The sequence below is a fragment of the Planktothrix tepida PCC 9214 genome, from assembly GCF_900009145.1.
GTDB lineage: Bacteria > Cyanobacteriota > Cyanobacteriia > Cyanobacteriales > Microcoleaceae > Planktothrix > Planktothrix tepida.
Genome location: NZ_LN889815.1, coordinates 89298 through 109066 on the forward strand (window position 1 = coordinate 89298; position 19769 = coordinate 109066).

Sequence of the window (19769 nt, forward strand, 5' to 3'; positions counted from 1 at the left end):
CTGGCTAATTAGGGCTTCTTGTTATCTATTAATTGAAGCCTTGGAATTTTACGCCAATCTTGAGATTTCGTTACAATAATTCACAACATTTTTTTATCCCTCCTCATTTATGTTGAATAATCAGTTAAAAACGGTTTATCACTAGGGGTTTGGGACGCACTCACTCGAACTAAAGCACTACGTCCACTGGGTAACGCTGAATAGGGACGATTACTAATTTCCCGAACGCCTAAAACCGGAACTCGTTCATAACCGATGTTGCGTTGGTTCTTAGGACTGAACCCCAAAACTCCCTGTGTTGACATACTCATCACCTGCCTTTGATATTCACCGAGTTGTTGACTTAACCATTCAGCCGTTTTATAACTGACATTTTGTAAAAAAATTTGGGTGCGACAGTTATTCAGTGCGGCCATTGTTTTTTCATTAAATTGATCGATAGATTGACACATGATAAAAACTCCAGCTTTAGCATTTCGGCCAATAGCAGTCAATTCTTCATAATCAATATTTTTTAATCGTGGAGCTTCATCACAAATAATATAAGTCGGAGTCCAATTATGGTTGGGATTTCTCATCCGACGATACATCACATTCATTACATAACTAATCATTACACCTGCTAAGGAAGAACCAAACTTTCCATCAGCTAAGGATTGACCAATAACCAGGGTATGTTTAGAGGTTCCATTTAAAGCAGGAAGTAAATAAATTCCAGTCTTTCCATCACAAATAGACTTAACATGGGGATCTTTAAAAGGACTCAATTTATTTTGTAAAAAGCTAATATCTAACCCAAACCGATCATCAGGAAGGGTAAGATAGGAACAGAGATCAGAAGCCCATTGATTAGCTTGGGGGATATGATTTAATAAAGCTTGTACCCCATCCCTATCCATGATTAATTCTGATAAATAACTGGGATCAAATTTAATCACATTTTGCCGTCTAGCTTCTACAACTAAACCGAGAAAAGCAGTAAGCCATAGAATATCTCGTTTCCAAAAAGCAGCATTGTGATCCGTTTCTCCAAAATTACCATAAATCGCTTCAGCGATCGCTCGAATTTCTCTTTCACTCCCAAATTTTTCTAGTTCCTCTAAAAAGTTCCAGACCACTCGTTTTCGAGCCGAACTTAAATCCCAACAGAGTAATTGTGATCCAGTTTTCGCAGCTAGAGTTGTTAACCGATCTGTTAAAAATCCAGCGGCATCAACACAAATCAAATTTCCATTTTGCATTAGATTCTCAGCCGATTTTAGTAATAACTCGGTTTTACCTGAACCTGTTGGCCCTACAATTAAAACGTGCTGATGTAAAAAAGAGCTAGGAATCCAAACATCATTCCCTAAATTAGCTTTGTTACCTTTCCATCTCAGAGATCTCCCTAACCAAAAGTCGCCATTGCTGTGATGACTGTTCGCTAAACTGCTAATTTCTTTTGGGTAAGCTGTTTGTGAATAATCAAAAAGTTCCCGATATTGAATTAATGGCTTAAGAACTTCTCCAGGGCCAAGAATAACAATATTTTTACGGTTGATAGAAGTCCCTACAAACTTCAAGCTTTCCCCTGTTACCCAACCTAATCCTTTGAGTAAAAGTCCGAGCAGTTGTACCACAAGCCAGCCCAAAATTTGGAAGGTAGATGTGATGATCTCGAAAATAAATCTTTCCATTGTTTTCTTTCATCCAAACCATCGGAAATATTAATCTTCTAATGGGCAGAAGGACTAGAGGATGAGGGGGAAGAGCCAGGTATGGTTCCTGAATTTTGCTGAGTGGTAGACTGCTCTTTTAATTTCGCCAACCTTTTTCGGCCGTCATCCATAGAAGTTGAAGATATTGGCGTTTGTCCTGAAGCAGATTGAGAATTAGGCTTTGTTTTCAGAGCGTGGAGCAGTTGTTGAGCAGTTGTTGGAGATGAGGAAGGACTGGGTGTAGTTCCTGCTGTTTGTTGAGTAGACCGACTTCCTCCTTTAACAAGCTCTGCATTGTCTTGTTCAATTTGCGATTGTCTTTTGTTATCAATGCTACTCTCTGAGTTTGGAATCTCAGTTTTTCGAGAATCTCTTCTTGGTTTTTCCATAGCTTTCTATCCTTCAAGCAAGTTAGAACTTGATAAAAAAATGATATTTCTGATTCTCAGGCAATCTAAACTGATGTCTATATTTTATTATCGGCTAAAAGCTGACAAAATCTTCAAAAAATTTCTCATTCAAAAGTCTCTGCTTAAACGGCAGAAAAATGGCATCCCTAGCTAATTTGAAAGGGTGGTGATTTTTCCAAGGATTCTGAACACTACGCTCCAAACACCTGTGTCCAATAGTAGTTCCAATTTTCAACACCCGTGTCATTTGCTAAATAGAAATAGCCAATGCCTATTTCGGTATAATCAGGGTTTAGCAAGTTAGCGCGGTGTCCTGGGCTATCAATCCATCCTTGTACAACTTCTTCAGGTGTCTGATAACCAGCCCCAATATTTTCACCAACAAAGGAAGAGGGGTATCCTTGCTCTTGGGCGCGGGTTGAGGGAGTAGAACCATCTAACCCAGTGTGACTGAAAAAGTCTTCAAGTGCCATATCCTCACTGTGTTCCTGGGCTGCTGAGTTTAACTGAGTATTTAAAGTAAGAGGCTGTAAACCATTCTGGCTGCGGAAGTTATTGGTTAACTCTAAGACCTGTTGTGTAAAATCTGAACTGGGGAGACTAGGAGGATTAGGGGGATTAGGGGGATTAAGAGGATTATTATCAAGCTGCAATGTAAATCCCTGGCCAATAAAATCTCCTGAATTTAACTGGGATGGAGTAATACCATCAAGGAGTGCTAATTCTTCATTGCTTGCAGTCACCACAAGGCGAGTTTGAGTGCTACCCACAGCCTGCACTTGCACTTCCCCAACATTATTAGGCAACTGAATTAAATCAATGCCTGGTTCAAAATCAGTAATGAAGTCACGACCTTGACCTTGTTGTTGCAATAGAAACACATCTTTGCCACTACCTCCGGTGAGGGTATCCGCACCTAAATCTCCCGATAGGGTATCGTTTCCGCCCTCGCCATTGAGGACATCATCGCTTTTACCGCCAAACACACTATCAAAGCCATCACCACCATTGATGGTATCGGCTTCAAGATTGCCAAATAGAATATCATTGCCATTTTCTCCGTTGAGGAGATCTCCATCTTTACCACCAAATAAGGTATCAGCACCCTCACGACCGGATAATTGATCAAAGCCTGTGTTGCCTAAAATTAAATCATCATCGCTGGAACCGAATACGGTATCATTGCCATCGAGGGCTAATACGCCTCCAGGATAGCCGGATAACTGCCCTGGAAATAGGGAAATCATTTCTGAGGAATCATTTCCCACTAAAGCGCTAATGGAAAAATCTGGAATTAAGCTCATAGTTAGACTCTGGGGTTTAGTGTTTAAGATATTTAGAGAGTTTAAATTTTCCGTTCAGGATAAAGTTAACTCTAAGTTTTCCCGTGACTGTTGCCGCACTTGACCTTGCATGGCAGCGTGTTGTAACTGAGCAAAGGCATTAAGTTCAGATGCTCCATATTTTGTATTTTGCAACAGTTGTCGCAATTCTTCTTCAGCGTCTTGGGTTAAGTAGCCCATTTTTAGACTGTGTTGAATGACTTCACAAATTTTGCTCATTTGTTGAATTTCTCGAACTTTTAAAACAATTCAATATTCGTCTAAGAATTAGGAGGCAGAATAGGAAAGCTTTTAACTCCGCACTCCTTTGGATGATAATTTTGTCTGTTTTGGGTTGATTTATTGCCAAGATGAACGTTGAGAAGTCATTCCCATTAAACTCAAAATTAATAAGCTAATTGCTAAATTAGGTTCAGGAACTTCTTTCGGTGGGGTGGCTTGAGCGACTTTAATTTGGAAGGCTAATTGAGATTGAACGGGGGGAGTGCCTTGCCAAGTCATGGTAGATTCTCCTGTGAGTTTAAAACTATTCATAACATCAGAAATTCGCAGAATATCGAGTCCGCCTGTATCAGCAATAGCATGGGATTGAGCATTGAGAGAAATGCCATCAAGTTGCAGGTTACTCAGGAGCATCGAACTTCCGGGTTTTGTGGCGCGGGTGCGAAGAAAGAAGTCGGAAAAGGGATCGGTATAGACTTGGGTGAGGGTGCGATCGCCAACGGTAAAATGAACTAAGTGAGAAACGGCATCATAAAGGAGTTCAAAGGGTTGAGCAACTCCTGAGAGCCAGTTAAATTGGTCTGTGACTTGAGGATGACCGGGATCGGATTCGTGTAAATTCAGTTCGTGGGTGGCAGTGGCACTGCGATCGCCAATTCTTCCTTCTGCAACAAAGGCAATATCTTGCATTAAAGCATTCATTTCGCTATCGGAGGAGAGATGGTTTAGGGTAAAAGCTTCTACGGATGGGGTGCTGAATCCTAAACCGAAGGTGCTCAGGAGAAATGGAACCAGAAATTTTTGTATTTGCATGAAATGAACTCCAAAATTTCAAGCACCTGACCTTGTTATTGTGAGTTTAAAGGTCAGGCTAGGGCAGATTTAACCGAGTTTGGGGGTGGGGCGATTTCCTCGTCGTAGTCGAGAGCCTCCGAAAACTAAGCCCAGAGCGAGGAGAGGTAAAACAGTCGAAGGTTCTGGGACGGGTTCGGGTTCAACGGCGTTGAGTTGACTGACTAAAGCGACTACATCGTTATCACATTCGGGGGCGAGGTGAGCCGTGAACAAACCATCGGGGAGTAAAGAACGGGCGACACTGAAGGCGATAGTCTGAGTTCCTGTGGCTCCAAATTGAGCAAAGTTTAATCCTAAACTGCCAATATCGGTGATCAGATTGACATCACCAATTTTGTTTCCAGAGGCGATGACGTTTTGAATGTGGTGATTTTGGTTAAAATAGGGGTCTTCTGCCCCTAAGTCACCGATGGTGGGGTTGCCGCCATGACTTCTGATCCAGTTGTTGTAACCCCGTAAACTGGCATCCCACAACAGTAAACCGTTTTCTTGAGCAACGCTTTTGGCGGTGACGTTGTTATAGAGTCCGAGTTCAGGGACTCCTGAATCATTATTCGCCCAGCGAATTCCCACTAATTGAGCCGCATTACTGGCAGCGTCTAAAGCTTGTCCTGTAAAATTCAGAAGCAGATCACCCCATCCAATATGGTCATCCTGGGCATAGCCATCGGTTACACCTCCGGCAGGTAAGTGGGTATTAATGGCAAAAATCACTTCATCGGCGGTTTGCTTCATTGCCATGCCGTACATTTCGTAGATGGTATTACCGACGTCATAGCCTGACATACTATCGTTAAAGGAATCAATGCTGTAGTTCCAATCTCCTGACAGCGTAGCAGCACGAGCAGCTTGGGGAGACAGAAAGGGAATTAAACTAACGCTGGCGGAAATTAAACCCAAAGCCAGATTTTTCAAAGGTTTGTATGCCATATTAATCGTGACCTCACGGCTGAAATAGAATAGGTTTTGAGTCTTGTCGTTTTTGAGGAATAAAGAAGCAATTGATTCCGACATTGGCAACTCAATTTCGAGACTCAGTTTGCCAAACAGACGGAAATATCAATACTTCACTGGTGCTGTGAGACTCACACCCATCAGCAGTCACAGAGGTTTGATTTGAAATTTATGGAGCCATCAAAATGACGAGTTTTAGATGAAATCCTTGAATTTTAAAGCCCTAATTTCAAGGGTTTAAGGAATTAGCTTTCCAGGTTTTGACGTCTTGATCGCTCAACACAAAACGATAATAAGTTGAACCTTTAACAATTACCCGAATTTTGTCGGACTTAATCCGTTCGCTTTCGATTTCTAGATGCCCAAAACCAGTTTCTGTCCAAGTTTCCAAGAGGATGTGGGCAATGCGATCAAAAACGTCTGGGATTTCAGAAGGTGATGGGGGGATGCTATGGGGATAGCCATTTCCATCTGGGAGAGGAATCGGCGGCTGGGTTTGGTGCATGACCCTAGAAGGTTGGGTAATGGTTACGAGGTTGTGTTTCCGTGTTTTTAGGAAAACTGAACGGGTTTACAACTTATACATAAGTATATTATATTAATGTATAATACCTGTCAAGGGTATTGAAGTTGAATTTTTCTGATCCGATTTGAAGCCTTGAGTGTCTCTGGCTTCATTGATGTTCTTAGAATGTTAAGAATAAACTCGTGTAAAGGTTGTATAACTCGATTGACTTCCCTAATTCCTTTTGATTTCTTAAAAGCAGTGGCAGCGGAACATGGTTTGTCCGATGCTGAATTTGAAGCGTTGTCTTTGGCATTGGAGGGTTACTCAACAACGGATATCGCCACTCAGCTTGACTTGAGTGCGATCGCCATTAGAAAGCGCTTGGGGGAGGTGTACAAAAAGTTTCAAATTTCCGGTTCTGGGCCGGGGAAGTTGGCGGACTTGAAACATCAACTGCTCTTAGAGTTTCAGTCCCATCCAACCACCCCAACTCTTGAAGCGAAGCATCCACGCCAGCACAGCCAAATTGACTGGGGTGAAGCACCGGATGTACCTGTGTTTTTCGGGCGCACGGAAGAATTAACGCAATTGCAGCAGTGGATTACTCACAACCACACTCGTGTTGTCACAGTTGTGGGGATGGGGAAAGTTGGCAAAACAGCTTTAGCGGTGAAACTAATTGAACAAATACACTCTGACTTTGAGCGGGTGATTTGGCGCAGTTTGCGTTATGCTCCACCTCTGGAGGAACTGTTAGGGGAGTTAATTGGAAGTTTGTCGGGTTCTTCTAAACTTCCCCCAGGAACAGGAAAACAAATTTTTCGCTTGGTTGAGTGTTTTCGTGGATCTCGCTGTTTAGTGGTGTTGGATGAACTGGAAAGTTTATTTCAGCCACAAGAACTGGCGGGAACTTATCGACCCGGTTATGAAAGTTATGGGGAATTGTTGCGACAAGTGGGGGAATTGGCGCACAGAAGCTGTTTGATGGTTTTGAGTCGAGAGGAACCTTTGGAGATTGCAGTTCAAGCGGGAACGACTCAACCGGTTAAAGTTTGGCGACTTGGCGGGTTATCTGAGGCTGAAGGACAACCCCTGCTCCATTCATTACTGGGAAAAGCCAGCGTAGAAAATGAGAAGGTGATAGAGTTAATTCGAGATTGTGGGGGTAATCCTTTGCTGTTGCGGTTAGTAACTCAGAAAATTCAGGAGTTATTTAATGGCAATCTTGATCGGTTTTTTGAACATCATCAGCTTTTCTATGGCAATTTTCAGAAGTTGGGTTGGATGGGGGAGTTACTCAATTTAGTATTTCGAGAACAGGTTGAGCGACTGTCTGCTGGGGAAATCCAAGTTTTGAATAGGTTGGTGCTGTCTGATGAAACGGTGTCGCTGACACAGTTACAATCCCATGTTCAAGTGTTTGGCGATCGCACGAAACTCTTAAATACCTTAGCGTCTTTGCATCGGCGATCGCTTCTACAACAAATCTCGGAGTTGGAAGAAGTTAAATTCAGCCTCAACCCCATGATTCGTCAGTACATGAGACAGCATCTCATTGAAACAATTTGTACTTTGATTACCCATAACCCTGACCAATCTTTAGAGGAACTGGGGTGTTTAGGAGTATTGGGTTTAGAAAAAATTCACACTCAGGAGGAAGAAAAAGACTTTAAAAAGAATGCTTATGAGCGAGTGGGAAGATTTTTAAACCAAATTGGGTATCAACAGTATATGAAAGGAGAATTGATTAGTGCGAAACTTTACCTGAGTTGGGCGCTTCAGTTTCATCCGAATTTAGCTCCGGCTCATTTTAACTTGGGTTCAACTTATGAAAAGTTGCAGGATTTAGAATCAGCCCAAATTCATTATGAAAGGGCAACGGAAACTGAAGTTAAAAAAGCAAAATATTCGGCTCTCAATAATTTAGCTCGATTACAAATCTTGGAAGGAAATTATCAAGCTGCAATTGAATTAATTGAGCCAATTTTACCGGAGGTTCAAGATAATGGAATTTTAACAAGCCTGTACAAAAATTTAGGGTGGGCTTATTTTCACAAAAATCTTTATACTCAAGCTGAAAAGTTTTTAGTTGAAGCTTTGGAGTTGAATGAAAGTTGTACAGCCGCTTATTTGTTATTGGCTCAAGTTAAGGTGGCTCAAGGCAAGAAGCGACAAGCATTAGTTTATTGGGAAGAAGGATTGAATTCCCAAGTTGAAGAAGGTGGATTCAGTCATGAACCTTGGAAATGGCCGGAAATTGAAATTTGGAAAGGGGAAGCTCGTCGCTATTTACAGATGGGAAAATGATTCGATTTTGGATTAAATGTAGGTGTCGGGTGTCGGGTTTCAGGGGTAGGGGTTAGAAATTATAGAATGAAGTTGAAAAAAACAAATTATAAAAAATGGGCGACTTCTTGAATTCGTGAAGTCTACCCAAAGCGTATAAGAACTTAAAAATTAACAATATTAAGGGGTAGGAACTGTGTCACAATCATCATCATTTTCCCCGGATAAAACATTAAAAATTGGCTCTGAACGAGTGGGTTCTGGGTCAGATTCAATCAGCTTAGTGGTGCATTTTTTTGATGTGATTTCACTTGATTTAGGGCTTGATTCAAGTTGAGCGAAGATGGGATTGAAAAGCAATGCAGCGACGAAGAGTGTTAAAGCAGTTTTCATTGACAGTTCCTCCAAGTTGTGGATAAGTTTTTTGTTTGTTCTGCTTTTTCTTCGTCAACAACTCAAAACTTTATGCAAACTGGAGGAATCTAAAAAAAGGGTAAAAATTTAAAACCATTAGATCTACAGTAATCTGTGTAGATTGGTGAAAAATCCTATAGGGGTGATGTCCCTCCCAACCCAGATTCCTAGAGGGTTTGGAAGGACACCACCCCTACAATAAAATATGACCATCAATTTAGAATTGTTATATCGGGAGAAATGTTGAATTTTATGCGTTTGGAAGTGTAAATTTTGTTAAACTCTCAACAGCTTCAGCAAGAAGCGTTCAGCACCCAAGTGAAGCCAGATCCCTTAATCATCAAAGCAATAGAGTTCTAATGAGTGACTTTGAGGAGACTAACCGATGAAATTATTGCAACTCAGTTCTATCGCCGTTGTGTCATTTTTCTTAACCTTTTTCAACGACATTCAAGCTTTGTTTTCTCTCAACTCCCTTTCAGAAAATCCTAAATCCTTAATTCATGTCTCCCCTGTATTGGCTCAAACTGCAACAGATAAAAAAGCAGAAGCTGAACGAGTGTTTAAGCAAGCTATTGAACAGTTTAATAATCGTCGATTTCAAGCAGCTATTCAATTTTGGGAACAATCGCTGAAGCTGTATCAAGAAATTGGTGATCGCAACGGTGTAGCGAGTTCCCTTAATAATTTGGGAAATGCTTATTGGAGTCTAGGACAATATCAAAAAGTCATCGAGTTTAATCAGCAGTCTCTTTCAATTCAACAAGAAATTGGCGATCGCAAGGGTGTCGCTATTTCCCTCAATAATCTAGGAAATGCTTATTGGAGTCTGGGAGAATATCAAAAAGCGATAGAGTTCTATCAGCAATCTCTTTCTATTTTTCAAGAAATAGGTGATCACAACGGTATAGCGAGTTCCCTGACCAATCTAGGAATTGCTTATTTGAGTCTGGGACAATATCAAAAAGCGATAGAGTTTTATCAACAGTCTCTTTCAATTCAACAAGAAATTGGCGATCGCAATGGTGTTGCGAGTTCTCTCATGGGTCTAGGAAATGCTTATTTGAGTCTGAGAGAATATCAAAAAGCGATAGAGTTTTATCAACAGTCTCTTTCAATTCAACAAGAAATTGGTGATCGCAATGGTGTAGCGAATTCCATCAATAATTTGGGAAATGCTTATTTAAGTCTGAGAGAATATCAAAAAGCGATAGAGTTTTATCAACAGTCTCTTTCAATTCAACAAGAAATAGGTGATCGCAACGGTGTAACAAAATCCCTCAATAATCTAGGAAGTGCTTATTGGAGTCTAGGACAATATCAAAAAGCGATAGAGTTTTATCAACAGTCTCTTTCAATTCAACAAGAAATTGGTGATCGCAATGGTGTTGCGAGTTCTCTCATGGGTCTAGGAAATGCTTATGAGAGCCTGGGAGAATACCAAAAAGCGATAGAGTTCTATCAGCAGTCTGTTTCCATTTTTCAAGAAATAGGTGATCGTAATGGTGTCGCAAAATCCCTCAATAATCTGGGAAATGCTTATGAGAGCCTGGGAGAATACCAAAAAGCGATAGAGTTCTATCAGCAGTCTGTTTCTATTTTTCAAGAAATAGGTGATCGCAATGGTGTAGCGGGTTCTTTCAATAATCTGGGAAATACTTATAACCGTCTGGGAGAATATCAAAAAGCGATAGAGTTCTTTCAGCAGTCTCTTTCTATTTTTCAAGAAATAGGTGATCGCAATGGTGTAGCAGGTTCTTTCATGGGTCTAGGAAATGCTTATGAGAGTCTGGGAGAATACCAAAAAGCGATAGAGTTCTATCAGCAGTCTGTTTCTATTTTTCAAGAAATAGGTGATCGCAATGGTGTAGCAGGTTCCCTCAATCGTTTGGGAATTGCTTATGAGAGTTTGGGAGAATATCAAAAAGCGATAGAGTTTTATCAGCAGTCTGTTTCTATTTTTCAAGAAATAGGCGATCGCAATGGTGTAGCAGATTCCCTCAATAATCTGGGAAATAATTATAACCGTCTGGGAGAATATCAAAAAGCGATAGACTTCTATCAGCAGTCTCTTTCTATTTTTCAAGAAATTGGCGATCGCAATGGTGTAGCGGGTTCTTTCAATAATCTGGGAAATACTTATAACCGTCTGGGAGAATATCAAAAAGCGATAGACTTCTATCAGCAGTCTCTTTCTATTTTTCAAGAAATAGGTGATCGTAACGGTGTAGCGAGTTCCTTGGGTAATCTAGGAAATGCTTATTGGAGTCAAGGACAATATCAAAAAGCGATAGAGTTCTTTCAGCAGTCTCTTTCTATTTTTCAAGAAATAGGCAATCGCAACGGTGTAGCGAATTCCCTTAATAATCTGGGACTTGCTTATAGGAGTTTGGGACAATATCAAAAAACGATAGAGTTCAATCANCTTTCTATTCGACAAGAAATAGGCGATCGCAATGGTGTAGCAGGTTCCCTCAATCGTTTGGGAATTGCTTATGAGAGTTTGGGAGAATATCAAAAAGCGATAGAGTTTNAAGCGAGTTCTCTCAATAATTTGGGACTTGCTTATTTAAGTCTGGGAGAATATCAAAAGGCGATAGAGTTCTTTCAGCAGTCTCTTTCTATTGGACAAGAAATAGGTGATCGTAACGGTGTTGCATATTCCTTGGGTAATCTAGGAATTGCTTATCGGGATATAGGACAATTGGTAGAGTCTGAACAGTGGTTGAAAGAAGCCATAAAATCCCATGAATCTTTGAGATTTGGTTTGAAAAATTTAGATAAAATATCAATATTCGATACACAAATTGGTAGCTATATTCTTTTGCAAAATGTTTTAATAAAACAAAATAAAATAGAAGAAGCCTTAGAAATAGCAGATCGCGGCCGTGCTAGAGCTTTAATTGATGAATTAGCGAAACGTTACCTTAATTTACCGGAAGAAGCTATCGAATTTCCTCCATTAAGGATAGAGCAAATTAAACAAACTGCTAAAAATAAAAAGGCTAATTTAGTGATCTATTCAATTATATTGGATAAATTTAAAACACCACAAAATCTCATAGAAATCAAAGAATCAGAACTCTATATTTGGGTTGTTAAACCAACGGGAGAAGTTCATTTTAGACAAGTTGATTTAAAACCCTTGTGGCAACAACAGCAAACAACGCTAGAGGAAATTGTTTCTAAAACTAACGTTTCCTTAGCAACAGATGGTATTTATCGCAGTGACGAGCCAAGATTTCCCCAAGTTGGGGATTTAGTCCGCTTGAAAGGTGATGAAAATCCCGAAATTTACCCGTCTCGAATTATTGCGGTTAATCAGCAAACTCAAACCGTTACCGTTACTAATCCCAGCTTTGCCCTAAAACCCCAGGAAAAGCCGATCTCAGATATTATCTCCTATGAAACCTCTCCCGTTGCTTATCATCAAGGGTCACAGCTATTACATCAATTATTAATTGAACCGATAGCAGATTTACTGCCGAAAGATGAAAATGAGCGAATTATTTTTATTCCTCAAGGTGCTTTGCTGTATGTTCCTTTTGCCGCATTACAAGATCAGCAAGGCAATGTTCTCATCCAAAAACATACGATTTTAACTGCCCCTGCGATTCAAGTTTTAGCCATTGCTCCAGATCATCAGTCTACAGGAAAAAATGCGCTGGTTGTCGGTAATCCCATCATGCCTAAAATTTCTAATCAAGTGGGAGAAACCCCAAAACCGTTATCACCTTTACCGGGATCGGAACAGGAGGCAAAAGCGATCGCCCAACTCCTACAAACCGAGGCAATTTTAGGGAAAAATGCCACCGAAACAGCTATTATTGAAAAAATGCCCCAAGCCGATATTATTCATTTTGCAACACATGGGTTAATTGGAGATTTTACCGGAGGGGGTGTTCCCGGTGCGATCGCTCTTACTCCTAACCCCAGTGCTTCATCGCCGGATATTTGGGGGTTGGATGGGGGGGATGGGTTGCTGATGGCTGAAGAAATCCTCAAGTTGAAATTGAAAGCAAATTTAGTGGTGTTAAGTGCTTGTAGCACCGGACAGGGACGGTTGACGGGGGATGGGATCATTGGGTTATCGCGATCGCTGATGACAGCCGGGGTTCCCAGTGTGCTAGTGACGCTCTGGAAGGTCGATGATGACAAAACCGTTACCTTGATGACAGAGTTTTATCGTCAGTTACAACAAAACCCAGATAAGGCAAAAGCGCTACGAACTGCCATGTTGAAACTGTTGCAAACCGATCCCAAACCCCAATATTGGGCAGCGTTTACCCTTATTGGAGCACCGGAATAGGGAATGGGTGTCGGGTGGTTTTGCATATTTTTGGAGACTGTCGCCGAATAAGTATTTGTAGAAAGGAGAAAGTTCGTTGTTGCGCTTCAGCGCCAAGAATTTTCGCGCTAAAGCGCAACAACGTACCTGGCTATAACAAAATAATAGGGGGGCAACATTCATGAGGACGCGACAAGATGTATTGCAGCAATTCTCAACGTTTTTGCAGGTTGATGATGTTAAAGATTCTCTGGATGGGGGATGGTATTCTTCACCGAAACTGCATCAAAATATGAGAAAACGCTTGGACTTGGATGGAACCGGAAAAGCGGAATATTGGGCTAAACAAATCTTGCGGGAGACATTACAAAATGTACAACCTTTAGCAAAGGAACACCTCGCGGCTTATTTGGAGGAAGCAGGTTATCGGGTAACATTAGATATTTGTCATAAACTTTCAGAATATCAACTGCGGCGGGTGGATTGTTTTTTAATTGCTAGAGAAGCAACGAGCCAACCTGAGAAGCTATTTAAACGGTATGATTTTCAACGCAGTGGGGTGAAAACCTTTGCCATGCTTCCCCTTCGAGATGCAATTTTAGCAGAAGTACGGCGAGGAAGAGAACAGGATAAATATTCGCCGACGGGGTTATTGCGATCACTCAGTTTTATTCAATTGGAAACAGTATTAAAAAAAGCTGGAATTTCTCAACCCGAATTCAGTCAATATGTGCTGGTGTTGAGATGTTTTAAGGACAAATATATCCCCACAACAGCAACAGGGAGCAAAACCTTACAGCCACCCAATGCTCAACAATTAGAAGCGATCGCACTCTATTATAACGAGTCTCGTCAACCGCACCAAAAAGCTCTCACGGGTGCAGAAGTCAATGATTATTTAGAAAAATGTGTACAACTGATTCGCAATTCTAAAGTTCGTACTGTTTCTTTTGATAATTTATCTCCCAATTGGGAAGAAATTATTAAACCTGATAAGTTTATAGAATTGCCAACGGAGGAAGAAGAACAAGAACACGCAGAACTGAATCAAATTTTATCACAATTTTTGGCTCAACTTCCAGAGAAAATACAGAGGGTATTTGAGTTATTCTATGGACTGGATATTAATCAAGGTGATCTGGTTAATTTCCTGGGAGTTCAAAAGCAATATGAAGTTTCTCGAATCTTGAAAAAATCCAAACAAACCCTGTTAACATCTTTTGCTCAATGGAGTCAGGAACATTGGAAGATTACCCTGAATTCTCAACAGCTTGCGGACTTAGTTAAACTGTTGGATAGTTGGTTAAAACAACAGTGTTCTATTCGGTTTACCCGTTTATTACAAAGGACACTTTTAGAAACCTACTCCCGTGAGATCCTGATTTTACAGTTAATATTTGGTCAGCAATTATCTTTAACAGAAGTTACGGGAATGATTGAGCTTTCAGAAAGCCAAATTCAGGCTAAGATTAACGAAATTGAAGGGACGTTAAATGAACAGATTAAGGTTGATATTGAAACTCGCTGTTCGTTTGATTTAACAAGTATCAAATCAGGGTCTAAAAAAGTCGCTAGTTTCGTTAATCTTTACTTACAACAGGTGCCTTACGCTCTATTTTATTCGGGTTTGGGAGAGCAATATTATGACCTAACCCCCCAACCCCCTTCCCTGCGAGGGAATGGGGAGTAATGGATCTTTTTAAATCTCTTGGAGATTTAATATCAAAAATTCTTCTCCCCTCGCCTCGCAGGAGAGGGGTCGGGGGAGAGGTCAAACCTATTTTATTGGAGACTAATATCATGTTCACAGTTCAAGATTTAATTGGCTTACATCCGAATCAAATTTGGTTAGAATTTACTGACAAACAACGAGAAACTGCTTGGCAAAATAGTCGGTCTTTTTCTCATCCTTTTTCTCAATGGAATGCTTATCTAAATCAATTGGTTTTAAATACAATTATCCCTGGTTTACAACAGGAATTAGACTTAAATCCGGTAATTTGGAAATCCGATAGTTTAGCGACCTTTTGGGAAATTCTTAATGGAACTAAACTGTTAATTGAAAATCGGTCTTTAGTGATAATTCCCAGTGAAACCTTAGATACGGAAGAATTTCGGGTTCCCCAAGAATGGGTGGATATTCCCAGTTGGAAAGCGAATTATTATTTAGCAGTTCAGGTTTATCCTGATAATGGATATTTGCATCTTTGGGGATATACGACCCATGAACAGTTAAAAAATCAGGGGGTTTATGATGAGTTGGAACGGGTTTATGTGCTTCCTAAAGCGGATATGATAGATGATTTGAGTGTGCTGATGGTAGCTCAAGACTTGTGTGAGGAAGAAACGGTTTTTGTGCCAATATTACCAAATTTAACAGCAATTCAAACACAACAGTTATTAGAACAATTGAGCTTAAAAACCATAGAAATTCCTCGGTTAGCGGTTCCCTTTGTTCAGTGGGCGGCGTTGATAGAAAATGATGATGTTCGAGAACAACTTTATCAACGGCGTTGCTCTCCTATTATAACACAAATTCAACAAACTATATCCCATTTATCCCAATGGTTAGAGGGGTTTATTGCTTCTGAATGGCAGGATATGGCGATATTTTTGCAGCAAAATCGAATGGCGTTTCGGGGGGTATTTCGTACAGTGAGAACAGAAATTGATCCTGAACAAGTGAGACAATGGGTTGAGATTCTTCAGGGAAATTCGGGGGAAGGACGGTGGAAGATAGCGGCTCAAAATTTACGAGATGTCACCCCTGGAAATCAACAAGTGATTGCGGCGTTAGTGGAGGTTTTGGGGAAAACAACGGATGATGAAACGCGCTGGACAGTGGCAGAAACGCTATGGACACTTGACCCAGAAAATCCGGTAAGTCGGATACGAAAAGTTAAGGATTTGGGAATGGAAATTAACGGGGAATCTGTGGCCTTAATGGTGGCGGTTTTACCGAAACAAGATAATCGGTTAGCGGTGTTTATACGGTTATATCCGATGGGGAATCAACTGTTTTTACCGCCTCAAATTCAGTTAAGGGTATTGGAAGAAACGGGGGAAATATTTTTAAGTGCTGAGGCGAGAGAACAGGATAATTTTATTCAGCTTAAGTTAGGAGGAAGTCGCGGTGAACGGTTTAATGTGGAGGTGAAATTCGGGGAAAATCAAATTACGGAGGGGTTTATAATTTAAACTCTCAGAACTTACGCAAGACTCCCGAATTTCTGTCATTCTGAATTTCTTCTGTCATTCTGAGCTTGCGAAGAATCTCTACTATCTCTCAAAATCCCACAGAGATCATTACTCACAAATTTCTGTCATTCTGAACTTGTGAAGAATCTCTACTATCTCTCAAAATCCCACAGAGATCCTTCACTTCGTTCAGGATGACAGTTAGGGTGTGTAAGTCCTGACTCTATTAAATAGAAAACACCGATTTTGAGTTAAGATTTATTGCTTTAAATCAAGTTTTTTGTAGGGAAGACGCGGGGGAATTAGTGTCAACTTAAGCCTAAAAGCCTTGAAATAAATTTCAGGCTAAAAGCTAAAACCCGTTAAAACGGGTTAAGAAAGGCAAGTATATAGTTATCTTTAGATAACTTTAGCTTTCAGCCCGAAATGCAAGTTCAGGGCTAAGTTAACACCAATGCGCCCGCATCGCCCCTACAATAGACACATCACCCAGACAACATACTCCTAATAATCGCTCAATTTGAGGAGACTAACCGATGAAATTATTGCAACTCAGTTCCATCGCCTTTGTGTCATTTTCCTTAACCTTTTTCAACGACATTCAAACCTTATTTTCTCTCAACTCGCTTTTGGAAAATCCTAAATTATTCATTCATCTATCCCCTGTATTAGCTCAAAGTTCAACCGATAAAAAAGCAGAAGCTGATCGACTATTAAAGCAATGTAGTGAAGAATACAATATAAGTCAATTTCAAGCAGCTATTCAATCTTGTGAGCAATCCTTGAAACTGTATCAAGAAATTGGCGATCGTCTGGGAGAAGCGGTTTGCCTCATGTTGTTGGGAGGTGTTTATAGTAAGCTTAAACAACCTCAGAAAACTATCGAGTTTTTTGAGCAGTCTATTCCTATTTTACAAGAAATTGAAAATCGCAATGCTCTACAGACTTCTCTCATCGTTTTGGGAATTGCTTATGATAGTCTAGGAAAATACCAAAAAGCAATAGAGTTCTATCAGCAGTCTCTTTCTATTTCTCAAGAAATCGGCGATCGCAACGGTTTAGCAACTTCCCTTAATGGTTTAGGAAATGCTTATGATAGTCTGGGAGAACACCAAAAAGCAATAGAGTTACATCAGCAGTCTCTTTCTATTTCTCAAGAAATTGGCGATCACAACGGTGTAGCGAGTTCCCTGATGAATCTCGGAAATGCTTATAGGAGTCTGGGAGAATATCAAAAAGCGATAGAGTTCTATCAGCAGTCTCTTTCTATTTTTCAAGAAATTGGCGATCACAACGGTGTAGCGAAATCCCTCAATAATCTGGGAATTGCTTATGATAGTCTGGGAGAATATCAAAAAGCAATAGAGTTCCATCAGCAATCTCTTTCTATTTTTCAAGAAATTGGCGATCGCAACGGTGTAGCAACTTCCCTCATGAATCTGGGAAGTCCTTATAATAGTATGGGAGAGTATCAAAAAGCGATAGAGTTCTATCAGCAGTCTCTTTCTATTTTTCAAGAAATTGGTGATCGCAATGGTGTAGCGAAATCCCTGGGGAATCTGGGAACTACTTATTGGAGTCTGGGAGAAGATCAAAAAGCGATAGAGTTCCATCAGCAGTCTCTTTCTATTTTTCAAGAAATTGGCGATCGCAACGGTGTAGCGAGTTCCTTCAATAATCTGGGAAATACTTATTGGAGTCTGGGAGAATATCAAAAAGCAATAGAGTTCCATCAGCAATCTCTTTCTATTTTTCAAGAAATTGGCGATCAAAATGGTGTAGCAAATTCCTTGGGTAATCTGGGAAATGCTTATAGGAGTCTGGGAGAATATCAAAAAACGATAGAGTTCTATCAGCAGTCTCTTTCAATTCTTCAACAAATTGGCGATCGCAATGGAGAAAGGACTATTCTCAGCAATATAGGTTTTACTCTTTCCCAACAAAACCAACCCGAATTAGCAATAGTATTCTATAAACAATCCGTCAATGTAACAGAATCAATCCGCCAAAATCTCCGAGGACTTGACCGTAATTTACAACAAACTTATCTTGAAACTGTTGCCGATAGCTATCGCCGTTTGGCAGATTTATTATTGCAACAGGATCGAATTTTAGAAGCACAACAGGTGATTGACTTGTTGAAAGTTCAAGAATTAGAGGATTATTTAAAAAATGTGCGGGGAAATGCTCAAACAGAACAGGGAATTGAACTGTTACCCGCAGAACGGCAACTCTGGACTCAATATAACGCTTTACAAGAAAAAGCGATTCCAACGGGTCGAGAGTTAGCGCAACTGCGAAAAATTACCCCCAATAATCGGACAACTATACAACAACAACGCATCGAAGAACTGGTGAAGCAGGAACAGGAAATGACGGCGCTATTTAATCAATTTTTAGCCAGTCCTGAAATTCAAAAAATTGTGCAAAATCTCAGTCGAGTCACGCAGCAGGAAAATATTAATTTGCGTTCCTATACCCGTTTACAAGAAAGTCTCAGTAATCTGCAACAAAATGCGGTAATTCTCTATCCGTTAATTTTAGAAAATCGCCTAGAATTAATTTTAGTTACGCCTCAAAGTACCGCACCCATTCGCAAAATTGTTAATGTTAAACGGGAGGTGTTAAATCAAGCCATATTAAACTATAAACAAGGATTAAAAGGGAATCCAGAAGATTTTAAAGAAACGGCTAAAATTCTCTATGATTATTTGATTAAACCCTTAGAAAAAGATTTAGCCGACCTGAAAACCGAAACCCTGATCTATGCACCCGATGGACAATTGCGTTATCTTCCCCTGGCGGGACTTTATGATGGTCAACAGTGGTTAATTCAAAAGTACAGAATTAATAATATTACCGCCAGTTCCCTCACGGATTTTACCCTACAACCCCGAATTCAACCCTTAGTATTAGCCGGGGCATTCTCTGATATTAAAACTCACTATAATTTTAATGTTGGTGATCAGCCCTTTGAATTTACAGGGTTAGAATTTGCCGAGGATGAAATTAACAATATTGCCGCAACCATTCCCAATACCAAGAAACTGCTCAACCGAGACTTTAATCGCAATCAAACGAATATATATCTCGGTGATTATAATATCATTCATTTTGCAACGCATGGCTCCTTTGTTGTCGGTTTACCGGAGGATTCTTTTATTTTATTTGGAGATGGCGATCGCGCTTCTTTACGCGATATGGCAACTTGGGATTTGAGAAAAGTTGATTTAGTGGTATTAAGTGCTTGTCAAACTGCATTAGGCAATAAATTAGGCAATGGGGAAGAAATTCTCGGTTTAGGATATACTATTCAACAACGAGGAGCTAAAGCAACCGTTGCCAGTTTATGGACAGTTGATGATGCCAGCACTCAACAACTGATGAATATTTTCTATCAAGAATTACAACAAGGTAAAAGCACAGCCGAAGCCTTACGTCAAGCCCAAATTGCCTTAATTACAGGCAAAGTTACCCACCCAGATGCCAATAAAAATATTACTCAACCCTATTATTGGGCAGCATTTATTATTATCGGAAATGGCTTTTAAACTCCGTGGAACAGGCATCTTGCCTGTTCAATCTTAAAAAGAT

13 protein-coding genes are annotated in these 19769 nt (G+C 40.2%); 5 read left to right on the top strand and 8 right to left on the bottom strand.

The features are described from left to right. Window positions 1-107: 107 nt before the first annotated feature. The 7 genes from PL9214_RS27095 to PL9214_RS27125 all read right to left on the bottom strand — a co-directional run bounded on the left by PL9214_RS27095 (window position 108) and on the right by PL9214_RS27125 (window position 5986). Window positions 108-1676, bottom strand: a complete 1569-nt coding sequence (locus tag PL9214_RS27095; protein ID WP_072722424.1) for a type IV secretory system conjugative DNA transfer family protein — start codon at window positions 1674-1676, stop codon at window positions 108-110. A gap of 38 nt (window positions 1677-1714) precedes the next feature. Further along, window positions 1715-2086, bottom strand: a complete 372-nt coding sequence (locus PL9214_RS27100) for a hypothetical protein (protein ID WP_072722425.1) — start codon at window positions 2084-2086, stop codon at window positions 1715-1717. 212 nt (window positions 2087-2298) lie between these two features. After that, window positions 2299-3411 carry a CAP domain-containing protein gene (locus PL9214_RS27105; protein ID WP_072722426.1) on the bottom strand — a complete coding sequence of 371 codons (1113 nt, stop codon included), beginning with the start codon at window positions 3409-3411 and terminating at the stop codon, window positions 2299-2301. Between the two features lie 54 nt (window positions 3412-3465). Continuing rightward, window positions 3466-3669, bottom strand: coding sequence for a hypothetical protein (locus tag PL9214_RS27110; protein WP_072722427.1), 204 nt, complete (start codon window positions 3667-3669; stop codon window positions 3466-3468). Between the two features lie 120 nt (window positions 3670-3789). Then, window positions 3790-4485, bottom strand: coding sequence for a choice-of-anchor W domain-containing protein (locus tag PL9214_RS27115; RefSeq protein WP_072722428.1), 696 nt, complete (start codon window positions 4483-4485; stop codon window positions 3790-3792). A gap of 69 nt (window positions 4486-4554) precedes the next feature. Continuing rightward, window positions 4555-5541, bottom strand: a complete 987-nt coding sequence (locus tag PL9214_RS27120) for a PEP-CTERM sorting domain-containing protein (protein ID WP_083580220.1) — start codon at window positions 5539-5541, stop codon at window positions 4555-4557. A gap of 169 nt (window positions 5542-5710) precedes the next feature. Beyond that, window positions 5711-5986, bottom strand: a complete 276-nt coding sequence (locus tag PL9214_RS27125; protein WP_072722430.1) for a hypothetical protein — start codon at window positions 5984-5986, stop codon at window positions 5711-5713. Window positions 5987-6211: 225 nt separating this feature from the next. Between PL9214_RS27125 and PL9214_RS27130 the strand changes: the two genes are divergently transcribed. Further along, on the top strand, window positions 6212-8296 hold the full coding sequence (locus PL9214_RS27130; RefSeq protein WP_072722431.1) for an nSTAND1 domain-containing NTPase: 2085 nt from the start codon (window positions 6212-6214) through the stop codon (window positions 8294-8296). Window positions 8297-8455: 159 nt separating this feature from the next. Here PL9214_RS27130 and PL9214_RS27135 read toward each other — a convergent pair whose 3' ends face one another. Then, window positions 8456-8668 carry a hypothetical protein gene (locus PL9214_RS27135; protein ID WP_072722432.1) on the bottom strand — a complete coding sequence of 71 codons (213 nt, stop codon included), beginning with the start codon at window positions 8666-8668 and terminating at the stop codon, window positions 8456-8458. A 406-nt stretch (window positions 8669-9074) separates the two neighbouring features. Here PL9214_RS27135 and PL9214_RS31650 point away from each other — a divergent pair, with 406 nt between their 5' ends. The 4 genes from PL9214_RS31650 (at window position 9075) to PL9214_RS27155 (ending at window position 19726) form a co-directional block, all read left to right on the top strand. Beyond that, complete coding sequence (locus PL9214_RS31650) at window positions 9075-12998, top strand: CHAT domain-containing protein (protein ID WP_072722433.1); 3924 nt, start codon at window positions 9075-9077, stop codon at window positions 12996-12998. 160 nt (window positions 12999-13158) lie between these two features. Further along, a complete protein-coding gene (locus PL9214_RS27145) occupies window positions 13159-14667 on the top strand; it encodes a sigma-70 family RNA polymerase sigma factor (RefSeq protein WP_072722434.1) in 1509 nt (502 codons plus the stop codon). Between the two features lie 110 nt (window positions 14668-14777). After that, window positions 14778-16175 (top strand): DUF1822 family protein, encoded by a 1398-nt coding sequence (locus PL9214_RS27150; RefSeq protein WP_072722620.1) that lies wholly within the window; start codon window positions 14778-14780, stop codon window positions 16173-16175. 536 nt (window positions 16176-16711) lie between these two features. Further along, window positions 16712-19726: a CHAT domain-containing protein gene (locus PL9214_RS27155; RefSeq protein ID WP_083580222.1), complete on the top strand. Its 3015-nt coding sequence runs from the start codon at window positions 16712-16714 to the stop codon at window positions 19724-19726. The last annotated feature ends 43 nt before the right edge of the window (window positions 19727-19769 follow it).

Bases quoted from the DNA above. Each gene is read 5' to 3' on its own strand.
- PL9214_RS27120 (WP_083580220.1), bottom strand. From the start codon at position 5,541: ATGTCGGAATCAATTGCTTCTTTATTCCTCAAAAACGACAAGACTCAA.
- PL9214_RS27125 (WP_072722430.1), bottom strand. From the start codon at position 5,986: ATGCACCAAACCCAGCCGCCGATTCCTCTCCCAGATGGAAATGGCTAT.
- PL9214_RS27150 (WP_072722620.1), top strand. From the start codon at position 14,778: ATGTTCACAGTTCAAGATTTAATTGGCTTACATCCGAATCAAATTTGG.
- PL9214_RS27105 (WP_072722426.1), bottom strand. From the start codon at position 3,411: ATGAGCTTAATTCCAGATTTTTCCATTAGCGCTTTAGTGGGAAATGAT.
- PL9214_RS27155 (WP_083580222.1), top strand. From the start codon at position 16,712: ATGAAATTATTGCAACTCAGTTCCATCGCCTTTGTGTCATTTTCCTTA.
- PL9214_RS27095 (WP_072722424.1), bottom strand. From the start codon at position 1,676: ATGGAAAGATTTATTTTCGAGATCATCACATCTACCTTCCAAATTTTG.
- PL9214_RS27115 (WP_072722428.1), bottom strand. From the start codon at position 4,485: ATGCAAATACAAAAATTTCTGGTTCCATTTCTCCTGAGCACCTTCGGT.
- PL9214_RS27135 (WP_072722432.1), bottom strand. From the start codon at position 8,668: ATGAAAACTGCTTTAACACTCTTCGTCGCTGCATTGCTTTTCAATCCC.
- PL9214_RS27145 (WP_072722434.1), top strand. From the start codon at position 13,159: ATGAGGACGCGACAAGATGTATTGCAGCAATTCTCAACGTTTTTGCAG.
- PL9214_RS27110 (WP_072722427.1), bottom strand. From the start codon at position 3,669: ATGAGCAAAATTTGTGAAGTCATTCAACACAGTCTAAAAATGGGCTAC.
- PL9214_RS27100 (WP_072722425.1), bottom strand. From the start codon at position 2,086: ATGGAAAAACCAAGAAGAGATTCTCGAAAAACTGAGATTCCAAACTCA.